The organism is Tunicatimonas sp. (assembly GCF_049647865.1).
Taxonomy (GTDB): domain Bacteria; phylum Bacteroidota; class Bacteroidia; order Cytophagales; family Cyclobacteriaceae; genus Tunicatimonas.
The window spans coordinates 1-13,119 of record NZ_JBARYM010000107.1 but is presented as its reverse complement, the minus strand read 5'-3'; the positions used below and the strand labels follow the sequence as shown (position 1 = coordinate 13,119).

8 protein-coding genes are annotated in these 13,119 nt (G+C 44.4%); 5 read left to right on the top strand and 3 right to left on the bottom strand.

What is annotated here, in order from left to right; all coding sequences use genetic code 11:
- From WBA23_RS03590 to WBA23_RS03575, 4 genes are all read left to right on the top strand, one after another.
- The coding region (locus tag WBA23_RS03590) for a SusC/RagA family TonB-linked outer membrane protein (RefSeq protein WP_424580879.1) at positions 1–2,565 on the top strand (2,565 nt) is incomplete at its 5' end.
- A gap of 28 nt (positions 2,566–2,593) precedes the next feature.
- Complete coding sequence (locus WBA23_RS03585; protein WP_424580878.1) at positions 2,594–4,132, top strand: SusD/RagB family nutrient-binding outer membrane lipoprotein; 1,539 nt, start codon at positions 2,594–2,596, stop codon at positions 4,130–4,132.
- Between the two features lie 104 nt (positions 4,133–4,236).
- Positions 4,237–5,733, top strand: a complete 1,497-nt coding sequence (locus tag WBA23_RS03580; protein ID WP_424580877.1) for a PQQ-binding-like beta-propeller repeat protein — start codon at positions 4,237–4,239, stop codon at positions 5,731–5,733.
- A gap of 27 nt (positions 5,734–5,760) precedes the next feature.
- Complete coding sequence (locus WBA23_RS03575; RefSeq protein ID WP_424580876.1) at positions 5,761–9,144, top strand: VCBS repeat-containing protein; 3,384 nt, start codon at positions 5,761–5,763, stop codon at positions 9,142–9,144.
- 22 nt (positions 9,145–9,166) lie between these two features.
- Here the strand turns inward: WBA23_RS03575 and WBA23_RS03570 are convergent, their stop codons facing one another.
- The 3 genes from WBA23_RS03570 to WBA23_RS03560 form a co-directional block, all read right to left on the bottom strand.
- Positions 9,167–9,457, bottom strand: coding sequence for a DUF4834 family protein (locus tag WBA23_RS03570; protein ID WP_424580875.1), 291 nt, complete (start codon positions 9,455–9,457; stop codon positions 9,167–9,169).
- Between the two features lie 163 nt (positions 9,458–9,620).
- Entirely contained in the window at positions 9,621–11,738 is a 2,118-nt protein-coding gene (locus tag WBA23_RS03565; protein ID WP_424580874.1) for a carboxypeptidase-like regulatory domain-containing protein, read from the bottom strand.
- Between the two features lie 140 nt (positions 11,739–11,878).
- Positions 11,879–12,640 carry a tetratricopeptide repeat protein gene (locus WBA23_RS03560; protein ID WP_424580873.1) on the bottom strand — a complete coding sequence of 254 codons (762 nt, stop codon included), beginning with the start codon at positions 12,638–12,640 and terminating at the stop codon, positions 11,879–11,881.
- A gap of 267 nt (positions 12,641–12,907) precedes the next feature.
- Here WBA23_RS03560 and WBA23_RS03555 point away from each other — a divergent pair.
- Positions 12,908–13,119: hypothetical protein (locus WBA23_RS03555; RefSeq protein WP_424580872.1), on the top strand; the 212-nt coding region annotated here is incomplete at its 3' end.

Below are 13,119 nucleotides of genomic sequence, written 5' to 3'. Positions count from 1 at the left end.
GCTGGTTTGTGGGGTGGTTCCGACGAAGGAGATGGTACTTCTAGTATTAATCCCGACGACATTGAAAATATTAGTGTGCTAAAAGGGGCGAATGCCGCGGCACTTTATGGTTCGAGGGCTTCTAATGGGGTAATTCTAATTACGACTAAAAGTGGTAAAGACCGCCCTGGTATTGGCGTTGACTTCAACTCCAACTTCGTGTTTGAAGATATGTTTGACCTATTTGATCTTCAGACTCAGTACGGACAGGGAAGTCAAGGACGAGTACCTACTACCGGCGCTGAGGCTTTTGACTTCAGCACTGGTGACTGGGGTGGTCGCTTAGACGGCAGCCTGGTTCCTCAGTTTGATGGGGTAGAACGTCCTTACTCGTATGTAGGTGATAACTTCGATTCATTCTACCGAACAGGAACTACCTTCACCAATACTATCGGCTTCTCCGGTGGAAGTGAAACTCAGCGGGTTCGCCTGAATTTCTCTCGTCTGGATAATCAGAGTATCATACCTAACTCTGGCTTTACTCGGAACAATGTAACTTTATCTTATAATGGTAAGTACGCTGACCGAATAACGGTTACCTCTAAGGTGCTATACTCCAACGAGAACGCCCAAAATCGCCCTCGAATATCGGACTCGCCTGGTAATGCTCCTCAAGGGCTTCTAAGGTTACCTAACAATTATGATGTAGATGATCTTAGAGGTGATCCCAATAAGTTGGGAGCAGTGCCGGAAGGAGTAACGCTGCCCGATGGCAAAGGTCCTGGCGAAGAATATCAGATATCTAATGACCTTTGGAACCAGAACCCCTGGTGGGCTGCTCATCAATTTGAAAACGATGATATTCGGGACCGAATTATTACTTCTAACGTAGTACGTTTTGACGTAACCGACTTCCTGTATGCTCAGGGTCGCTTTAGCATGGACTGGTACACTCGTAGAGAGACTGACCTAACCCCGTTCGGTACGGGTTATCAGCGTCGTGGTAGCATGACCGAGCAGGAAGAACGGATCCGCGAAACCAATATAGAAAGCATTATTGGCTTCAAAGATAACTACGGTGAAATTTCAGTAGATGCCTTTGTGGGAGGAAACATTATGCGTCGATCTTACGAACGACTAACGCTGAGTGGTAATAACTTCAATATCCCATTCTTTAATACTTTCGCCAACTTGGCTAATCAGAGTCCCGGATACGGCTTTAACGAGAAAGGTATTAATTCAGTATTTGGTTCAGTTAATGTTGGTTTCAAAGATATCATCTATTTAACTGGTACGGCCCGAAATGACTGGTTCTCTACACTTAGTCCAGAGACGAATAGTATACTTTACCCATCTATTGGAGGTAGTTTTGTATTTACGGAGTTATTTGGCTTGGCCAATGGCAACTTCCTTCCGTTTGGTAAAATACGTGCTTCCTGGGCGCAGGTAGGTGGCGATACCGACCCTTATAAGCTTAATTTAACGTATGGTTTGGGGCAAGGCCACTTAGGAACACCTACCGCCAGTATTTCCCAAAATGCTATCCCCAACCAATTACTAGTTCCATTAACTTCTACTGAGTTTGAAGTCGGTGTTGATCTACGGTTCTTAAGTAATCGCTTAGGAGTTGATTTCACCTACTATCAACAAAGGACGACCGACGATATTCTGGATGCCCAGATTTCGCGAACTTCCGGATTTGAGCAGACAACTATCAACGTTGGTGAGATGGAAAATAGTGGTATTGAGCTATTGCTAACCGGTACACCCATTCAGAAGTCTAATTTTTCCTGGGATGTGCGCTTTAATTTCTCACTGAACAACAATAAGGTTGTTTCTCTATCTCCCGGAATTAACGCCTTCCAAACCGGAGAACCACGGACCCGATCGGCTTTTACCGAGAATATTGTAGGGCGACGATTTAGTACAATCACCGGATTCACTCAGCTAATGATTGACGGCCAACCGGTATTCAATGAGGATAGTGGACAGCCCATCCGATCGGCCGAAACCTCTATTTTAGGAAACGGGGTTCATAAATATATCGGAGGGTTAACCAACACCTTTTCCTACAAAGGGGTGTATCTAGACTTCCTGGTTGACTTCAAAGCTGGCGCCGAGCTATACTCTGGTACTAATGCCCGATTTGTAGGCTCCGATGGTAAACATAGAATGACCGTAGAACCTACTTCCGGACTAGGCTTTGTGTCCGAAGGGCGAGAGTCACTCACGGTTACCGGAGTTAACCAAGATGGAGAAGCTTTCACCAAAACATTAGATGAAACTGAAATTCCCGGTTTCTGGGGAGCATACTCTGGACTTGCCGATCGCTTTATCTACGATGCTGCCTTTGCCAAACTTCGGCAGTTAAGTTTAGGGTACAGTTTACCTAATAGCTTACTAGCTAACACGCCTCTACAATCCGTACGGGTTTCGTTCGTAGGGCGAAATCTGTTGCTTTTGTATACCAACCTGGAGAATGTTGATCCGGAATCAATGTATAACAATACCAACTCTCAAGGGCTGGAATACTTTGGAGTTCCGCAAACTCGCTCGTACGGATTTAATTTGAAGGTAAGTTTTTAATCAAGTAACAAACTAAAGAGTAATAGAAATGAAATACTTAAGCATAGTACTACTCTTCGCTACCATCTGTCTGATACCTTTGTCGGGCTGCGATAACGATGAGTTAGTAGAATTAAATGATGATCCCACAGCGGCTCTGGAACTAGACTGGAAGTTTATGTTCACTCAGGGAATAGTACAGTCAGCGGAAAACCGCTTCATCAACGGAAGGGTACACCTGAATCTGGCCTCAGGGTTAATTCAGCAGATGGCCACGCTTCAAATAGGCGGTGAGCGCGGTTCGGGCGATAAATACATGCGTCACCTGGATAGCTTCGATGGCACCATGCGATTCTTCTACCCCAACGCTTTAAAGACGCTGGCGGAAATAATCCGACAAACCGGACCCGACGGAACGAATCCAAGCTGGACCAATTTAAATCAGATGGCGCAAGTAATGTACATCATTCCCATGCATATCGTTACTGATTTGCACGGAAATGTACCTTATTCTGAAGCCAATTTAGGAGTTGAAGGAATTTTCTTTCCGAAGTATGACGAGCAAGAGTTTATCTACAAAGATATGTTAGCCAAACTAGAAACGGCAGCTAATACCATTGGAACTGGTCCTGATGATGTAGGCAATGCCGATCTGATTTACGGTGGTGACTATGATAAGTGGAAAAAGTTAGCCAACTCATTGATGCTACGTCTGGCGATGCGAATCTCTAACGTTGATCCGGCTACAGCTCAAGAATACGTACAGAAAGCCATTGCCGGTGGTGTAATGGAGAGTAACGAGGATATGGCTTGGTTACAAATGGCCTCAGGGCCTAGCCAGTGGTTTAACCAGAATGGTCTTTCTCGTGCTATGATTCCTGACGATTGGGGAGCTAATAACATGTTAGCCAAAACCCTGGTTGATTGGCTGAAAGAGCGTAACGATCCTCGTCTGATGATTTATAGTGGCGGTATCGGTGTGTGGGGTGGTCCCTACATCACCGATTACGATGCCCAAAAGGGAATGCCTAACGGATACGACGCAGAGACTATTCGGGAGTTTGAAGATGTTTCCGAAGCCATTGACCGGGAACTTACCTACTCTCGTCTAAACCCTGCTATGCTAGATGTTGATGATCCCTTCATCTTCATGACCTACGCCGAAGTAGAATTTCTACAAGCCGAAGCAGTGCTGAAGGGTTGGGCAACCGGAAGTGCCGAAGATCACTTCAATGCTGGTGTGCGCGGTTCTATGCAACAGTGGACAATCTTTGATGAGTCATTTGTTGTAGAAGATGCTGACGTTGATGATTATTTAGCGGCTAACCCGTTTGACGGTACCGCCGAAATGATTGGCGAGCATCATTGGGCAGCTAATTTCATGCAATGGTACGAAGCCTACAGCAACTGGCGACGAACAGGTTTTCCTGAGCTTACTCCGGTAAACTATCCCGGTAATGTATCGGGTGGAGAAATCTTCCGGAGAATTGAATATTTCTCCATTGAGGTGGCTAGTAATCCTAACTTCACTGAAGGTGCTACCTTACCTGACGATGTGATGACTCGCATGTGGTGGGATGTGAACTAATCAATTAGCTTTATAACTACTGATTATAGCGGCACTGAAATTTTTCAGTGCCGCTATTTGTTTTTAGGTGCGATAGAATATTGTGTGTATTAGACAGGATTTGAATGACGATTAAAACTGCTACCTACTTTTTATTTTCAGGGCTACTAGTGGCCTGTAGTCAATCCAGAGAGGCAAAATTGCTTTGGTCTAAATCGCTGTATCAGATTGGTTCTCAGTCTTCTCCTAAAGCTACTGACCTCAATGGTGATGGAACGTTAGATATTGTGTTCGGAGCTGGTACCGAAGAAATAGCCTCTACCGAATACGGAGTTGTCGCTTTAGATGGAAAAACCGGTGAACTTTTGTGGCAGCAAAGTGCTACTGCCAGCATCGTTGGTTCGGCAACTTTCTACGATATTACTGGCGATAGCATTGATGATATATTTATTGGCGGGCGAAACCATAATTTAATGGCACTAAATGGTGCCAATGGTGAAGTCATCTGGAAGTACGAATACGTATTTGAGGATGACTCAATTCTACAGTACGCTCGCTACAATTTTTACAACAGTACGCTGGTTCCCGACCAAAATAATGATGGACATCCTGATTTGCTAACGGTGAACGGTGGTAATTGGGATGCGCTACCTGGCTCTATTAACGATCGGTTCCCAGGGGTGTTGATGCTACTTGATTTGCAATCCGGTACTATCTTGGCAGCAGATACGATGCCCGACGGGCAGGAATCGTATATGTCTCCTTTGTACTTTACTCAACCTGACCGTACCGAAGGATCTATCATTTTTGGCACTGGCGGTGAAACCGCGGGCGGCCATCTTTACCAAGCTACCCTAGCCGATTTGAAAGCACAGAGACTTCAAAATGCGACTGTGTTGGTTAGTGAAGAAACTCATGGGTTTATTGCCCCCCCGGTTGTTACCGATATTACCCAAGATGGATACTTTGATATTGTAATAGCATCGCACGCTAGTCAGGTTCATGCAGTTGATGGGAAAACGATGGAAAGTATCTGGACTCGTTCATTTCCCCAAATGGAATGTAGTAGTGGTTTTGCGGTAGGGCAATTTACTGGCGATGCAACGCCTGATTTTTTAGCAATTATGAGTCAGGGCACCTGGCCCGACTATACTATCGCCACACAAGTAGTACTCAACGGAAAGGACGGCACTATTGCCTACCAAGATTCTATTGGCTGTTTCTCGCTAACTTCTCCGGTAGTGTATGATATTAATAATGACGGATTAGACGAAGCAATTTTAAGCGTAGGTGACTATGACTGTGCCTTTCAGTTATCGGAGGAAGTTCGTTCACCGGCTACCATAAATACCCAGTTGGTGGCCATAGATTTCTCTCGCAATCAGTATCAGGTAATAGATCAGTCGGAAGGATTTAAAAATTTTTATTCAACTCCGTGGTTGGGTGACCTTGACCAAGATAATTATTTAGATGTAGTTTATCCTCAGTACTATAACGCTAATGATTTGTTCCGCTTTCTGGGTATGACGGTTAAGCGATTAGATACAGGTATCCGAATGAACAAGCCGGTACTTTGGGGAGAGTACATGGGTATTAATGGGAAAAGTGTTTTTCCCAGCTAGATTATCTCAATTTGCTATTTGACTACTATGTACAGAACAATCAATATAGCCACGTTTATCCAACGTTTATTATTACTGGTGATAGTCGTCTCGTTCGGCTGTGCGCAGCCTGAGACTGAAGAAAGTGCTTCTGCTACGCCCGAAAAGCCACCAACGGCTACCCATTTTCAACTATTAGATAGCACGACTACGGGTATCGGCTTCGTCAATCAAGTAGAAGATCAGAAGGATTTTAATATTCTTACCTACCGGAATTTTTACAATGGTGGTGGTGTCGCCATTGGCGATGTAAACAATGATGGGTTAGCCGATTTATACTTTACGGCCAATTTGGGCGGTAATCGGCTGTATCTTAACCAAGGCAAAAAAGGGACTGCCCCGTTTACATTTGAAGATATTACCGAGCAGGTTGGTGTAGCAGGCAGCCGAGCTTGGAGCACCGGAGCAGCAATGGCTGATGTAAATGGCGATGGCTGGCTTGATATCTACGTAAGTAATTCGGGTGATATAGCGGGCGATAACAAGGAAAATGAATTATTCATCAACAGTGGAAAGCTAACCAAAGATGGTCTTCCTTCTTTCACTGAAGAGGCCGCAAAGTATGGTCTCAATAACCAAGGGTACTCTACCCAAGCGGCTTTTTTCGATTATGATATAGACGGCGACTTAGATTGCTACCTGCTGAACAATAGCTTTAAAGACCCTAGCCGGATTGACCTTTACAAAAGTATGCGAGATAAGCCCGATGAGTTAGGTGGGGATAAACTATACCGAAACGATGGCGAAACTTTTACAGATGTAACCTTAGAAACAGGAATTTACAGCAGTGCTATTGGCTTTGGCCTGGGAACCGTGATTGGTGACATTAATAATGATCATTATCCGGACATTTACGTGAGTAATGATTTCTGGGAGCGTGATTATCTCTACATCAATCAGGGCAATGGAACATTTTCAGAGGAACTGCCCGCTCGTATTAACTTCTGTTCTATTTCTAGCATGGGCGGAGATATGGCAGATATTAATAATGATGGCCATCCTGAAATCTTCACTACCGATATGCTGGCGGGTGATAACTATCGGCTTAAAGCAATGTCAGCCTTTGATCCTTATCATTTGGAGGACATGAAATACCGGGCTAACTATCATTACCAAATTGGCCAAAACTGTCTGCATCTGAACAATGGGCAGGGTGACTTTCAGGAAGTGGGTATGCTAGCTGAAGTAGCGGCTACCGACTGGAGCTGGGGAGCGTTGTTCTTCGATTTTGAAAACGATGGTCGAAAAGACCTATTTGTAAGCAACGGCATTTACCGCGACCTGATGTATATGGATTTTCGGGACTTCCTGGATGATAATGGCGTCTATCGGAAAATGGCGGCGAAAGAAGAAGTAGACTACCCTTCGCTAATTGCTCAAATGCCCTCTAACCCACTGAAGAATTTTGCCTTTTCAAATACTGCCAATCTGCAATTTAGCAATCAGGCTGAAGCACTAGGGTTGGCTCAACCTTCCTTCAGCAACGGAGCGGCCTACGGCGATCTAGATAATGATGGTGACCTTGATTTGGTAGTCAATAATGTAAATATGCCTGCCTTTGTGTATCAAAACACGGCAGAGCAGACAGCTAACAATTATCTGAGAGTCAAACTTGAGGGATATGCTGCTAACCCGTTTGGCATTGGCACGAAAGTGAATCTACGAAGTGGAGCAAGTTTGCAGACCCTGGAAAATTACACTACGCGAGGGTTTGAAAGCAGCGTAGAGCCTTACCTCACTTTTGGAACTGGTTCGTCGGAAACAGTAGATCAGTTAGAAGTAGTCTGGCCCGACGGTGCCCAGCAAACGCTCACCCAAGTTTCAGTCAACCAAACGCTTACGCTGAAGTATACTGATGCTGTACCGCCAACAGCTCCGAACCAAAATTCAGGAGGTACGCCACCTGCGGCTTTTGCTGAAGTAAGTCAGGATTTGATTCAGGGGGAAGCCCAACATCAGGAGAATACATATAATGATTTTGATCACGAAATTTTGCTATGGCGCATGCTTTCTACCGAAGGCCCCCAAGTAATTACCGGAGATGTGAACGGTGATGAGCGAGAAGATTTCATTTTGCTCGGGGCTATTGACGATGAGGATAAACTATTTGTACAAACCGCGGGCGGTAAATTTCGTCCGCTGATTATTCCTGATTTTCAGGCTACTAAAGGGTTTGAAAGCAGTTGCGGGGCTTTGTTTGACCACGATGGCGATGGTGACTTAGACTTGATGCTGGGAGCCGGCGGCAACGAATACCAGCGAGGTGGTCAGCAATTTGCTTTACGCTACTTTGAGAACAATGGGCAAGGTCGCTTTGTGTTAGATGAGAGCCAAGTACCGCCTATCGTTGGAAATTTTTCTACCATAGAAGCTCAGGACTTTGATGCAGATGGCGACGTAGATTTGTTTCTGGGGGGGCGCTGTATTCCGGGAAATTATGGTCTCACCCCACGCAGTTTCTTACTAGTAAATAATCAAGGTAAATGGCAAGATGCTACTCCCGAATCGTTAGCCGGAGTTGGTATGGTGACTGATGCTACTTGGGCTGATATTGACAATGACCAAGACCAGGATTTGGTAGTAGTGGGTGACTGGATGGGAGTACATATTTTTAGAAATAATCAGGGGCAGTTGGCTGAAAGCCAGATCTTAGCGAATAGTAATGGTTGGTGGACGCGCGTAGAGGCAGCCGATTTAGATCAGGATGGCGATGCTGATTTTGTATTAGGAAACTGGGGCCTAAATTCTAAGTTTAAAGCTTCGTCTCAAGAACCACTAACCATGTTTGTGAATGATTTTGATCAGAACAACAAGAGTGAGTTTGTAATGAATTGGTATCCGCCTCAAGACAATCAGTCGTACCCGTTTGCCACTAAGATGGAACTTACTAAACAACTACCGAACCTACGAAAGCAAATTCTGAAAAATGAGGATTACGCTGCTCAGACCTATGAATCGTTGTTTTCTCCAGCAACCCGGAATGCTTCAATTGCGTATGAGGCCGAGTATTTGGAGAGCGCTGTTCTTTGGAACGATAGTACGCAACTCTCCTTACAAGCATTACCCACTGAAGCACAGGTAGCCCCAGTATTTGCTATTGCTGTGCACGACTGGAACAACGACGGACACGCTGATATTTGGTTAGGCGGAAATTTCTACGCGCTAAAACCTCAAGTAGGTCGCCACAATGCAAGCCGAGGAGTATTCTTAACCGGTTCTAGCCGACGGCGTTTTCGACCAGTATCTACTACCATGTCAGGAATTGAAATAGAAGGTGAAGTACGAGATGCTGTGGTCTTAGCGGTAGATCAAAATCCCGTGATGATGGTTGCCCGAAATAATGATAAGGTGCTAATGTATCGGAGAGATTGATGAATTTCAGTTAGAATAGCGATTATTTCACATCCTCATAGTCTACATATTCTCCACCTTTAAAACCTTCGGAAGGATTCTTCTTATCCTGATCCTCAGGAACATAGTCAATGTTGACATCGCCTTTTGATTGGTGGTAGCGATTTTGTTGCTGCTGACGACGGTGTTCCGGACCAAAACTACGCCCTCGCCGATCAGTATTTTTTACCCGGCGTCCCCCGCCAGTAATACCGTCGAGCATACGAAGGATAAAGTCGCTGGCTTTGTAAACGACGTAGATAAATAAAACCGAGATAATAATAAATTTTAACATAGCTTAGAACAGTCTACTTATTTAACTGACTAAACAAGATACAAGTTTCACAACAAAGTGCTATAAAGTTTTAAGTTTAGTGTTCAGAGTTTTAAGATAAGTTAGCATCAATACTAAACCCAAAACTGTAAACTCAGAACTTTGTAACCCATAATCAGCATCTTTATTGCCACTGTAACACGACTCCGGCGTAAAACGCACGCTGTGAAAACAGTTCGTTAAAAGGTTGAGAATAATCCTGGCTGTAGTTGATAGTTCGTACATTCTGGCGATTTAGCGTGTTGTTAATATTCCCAAAGAATACTGCTGATATTTTCTCAGTAAGCGGACATATTCGGCTAATACTCAGGTCTACTGTACTGTAATCGGGCAGTCGTTGAATTTGGTTAAAAGGAGCGTACGCAGGAGCATAAACTTCCAAATCGGTGTTCCACTGGCGACCTATCACGGGTTGATACTGTGTACCTTGCCGGTGAATAAAAATACCACTTAGTGACCACTGCGAACTTACCTGATAAGAAGAGCTAGCGCGCACGAAATAATTCAGATCATAGGGCGAAGCAAATGTGTTCTCATTCTCTTGGATGGTAGCATTCAGATAAGTATACGATACTTGGGTTTTTAGTTTAGGTGACCAACGGATATCAGCGGCTACCTCGGCTCCGTAGGTTTGCTGTTGGTTCTTACCGGGGCGGTCGTCTTTGTAGAAAATGGCCAACGATATTGTTTTGCCGCTTCTTTGGTACTGGTAGTCGATCGAAAACTGATCGCTGCGGTAAAAACCAGAGGCTAATTCTGACTGCGGAATCACTTGTTGGTGGTAACGTCCGGCCGAGAGGGTAAGCGTTTGGTGCTTCATCAGTCGGTAGTGCGTATTGAGCTGGTAGCTAAGGTAATTGGGCTGATCATTTATAGCCACGTTTTTCCGAACCCCTAACCCGAACGTCCAGCGTTGATTAGGCTGATATTTTCCGTAGACGTAACCTTCGGGAGCTTTCGCATGCTGAACACTTTGAAATTGTTGAACTGGATGACGGGGAGCGCGAGCATAACCAAACACTGGAGTCTGCCCCTCCATATTGGCCCGACGATGATCGTAGGTAACTCCGATTTTTAGTGTCCAAGCATCCCAAAACCGGGTGTAGTTGGCTGAAAAGTACACGTCTTGGTTTTGCATATTAATCTTCAGGTTACCTACCGAAAAACGCATATCACTGATACTAAAGCCGCCATTAAATGTTACTAGCGAATGTTCGTACTGCGTTTGCAGGTTAGCAATTGTAAAATTACGCCACTTACGCTGCTGAAATGTATCGTTACCCGATGGATGTCGGCTCGCAAATCGATAGCCTTCACTGACTGCGTAGTTGAATATCTTTAGATTAGATTTATCACCTAACTTGCGGAAGTAATGTGCACCGAAGTCTAAGGTCTGAAAGTGCTCTAGATCACGTAGCGCTTCCGGGTTCATCGCTTGAATAATTCCCGATGGCTGAAAATTACTAAATAGCGCTACCCCAGCGTTTGACTGCACGGGTACGTTCGCATAAACCCCAATATTTGCCGGAGAAACTACTGCATTGATACTGGTTCGTTCCGGAACTCGGTCTATGGTTTGTAAAGAGATAAGTCCAGCCGATGTATTGCCAAATTCCAGCGGGGGGTTACTCGGAAATACTTGCAGTTGTTTGATCAGGGCGGTATTAAAAATGCTAAACGTACCAATACCATTCACTTGAGCGAATCGAACGGCATCGTACACTGGCACATCGTTCAGAAAAATACCGGTTTGGGCCGGACTACCTCCTCGCAAGCTAATGCTGGCTGATTCGTCTAAGGTAGTAGCCGCCGGAAGAGCATTAACGGCTAAAAGAGGATCGGCCTTGGCATTGGGATTGGTATAAATTTCCAGTTGTTCAATCTTCTTGATACTGAATTCTTCCGCTACTAAGCTAGATGCTTCTACAGTTATGGCTTCCATACTTTGGACATTTGCTTTTAACTTTACGAAAAGCTCTTTTTCGGCTGCTGAAACTACCTGAGGTTCGTAGCCAATAAAAGTAACCATCAAGGTATCATTGTCGGTAACTTCTAGTGTAAAACTGCCTTCGTTATCGGTACTCGTGCCCTGTTGCCAGTCTGACAAGGGGTAAACACTTGCTCCGGCTAATGACTCCTGAGTTATTGCATCAATTACTTTACCTTGAATAGTTACTTGGCTCTGAGCAAGAGATAGAATAGAATTCAGTAAGAAAGCGAAGGTAAAGAAGAGCTTTTTCATGAGATTAAATTTTGAGGTGCTGAGGTGTTAGGGTGCGTGGTGTTACGGTGTTATGGTTTGATTTTTAGCGTTCAAGTCTACATGAACATTGCGTGATATCCGCCTGAATACACTAACACCATAACACTACGCACCTAATACTACTTGCTAGAAGATTGAGCGATAACTTGGGGCATGAGTGTGTATTTCACCCAGCCAAAATTAGGTTCTACTTCTAGTGCCTTCTGATAAGTCTCAATAGCTTGAGTCGGCTGCTCGGCTTGTTGATACGCTTGTCCCAACCAAGCTAATGCATCCAGATACCGCCAGTTTTTAGCATAGTTCGGCTGAGATTCGTAGTGCTGCACTGCTTTTTGGTAGGCAACAATAGCTTCATCAATATCGCCACCAAATGCTTTTGGAGTAAACATTCGTGAACCACCACGTTGCATCCAAGCTTCGGGGCTTTTTGGGTCAGCTTTTAGAGCGCGATCAACCAACTTTTCGCTTTTGGGTCCGAGATACATTGCTTTCCAGCTATTAAAAGCCATTGTTGCTCCGTACAGTCGGGCCATCTTGGCTAATGCAGCGGCATCTTTAGCGTCTTGGTTAAGAAGAACCTCTAGGCTTTCTTCTAAATTATCGGCTACCGCATCGTAGGTTTCTTCGTCTTGGTTAGCCATGGTGTAGACTAGTAGGCCAATTTGCGCTTCTGTAATAGCGTGTAACTTTTCGGTTTCGCTAAGAGTAGCATCTTGATTGATTTTTTCTATGGCTTGTTCCCAGGGAGCTTTGCTAGCGGTTAAGTAGCCTTGGTAAAAAAGCTGTTGCACTTCCGGGTTTATCTGCGCCGAAGCAGACAACGTGATAACTAAGCCAAGTATCAATAAAGAGAATCGAGGAATTAAATTTAAAGCATTCATAATTCAATAGGTTTTTTGGTGAATGAATGCTTCAAAGTAAGTGGGTAGATATGCCTTTAAGAAACTTAGTTGACCAGATGCAGCGGAGCGTTGACAAATGACGGAAGAAAGGTAACAGGTGTAGGGTAAAGGGTTTAAGGAGCACAAACAGAACCGCACCTCGTACCTTTTCACCTTTTACCATCCACCTCGTGTGCCTTATCAGCCGTGAGGTGCATTTGGTCAACTGAAATTGTTTCGCTACCTTTTTTATAGCAATTTTGAAATATGAATACTCTGTTTTCTCAGTGGAAAAAATCTCGGTTGTACCAGTCAGTAGTTCGGTACAAGTTATACCACATTGTGTTCTGGGTAGGACTGCAGTTATTTTATACGATATTATTTAATCAGGAAAATATTTTTACCTGGTCAACCATTTTATACATAATAATGGTATCCGTAGCGCAAGGGGTCGGTGCTTATCTTAATATCTACTACTT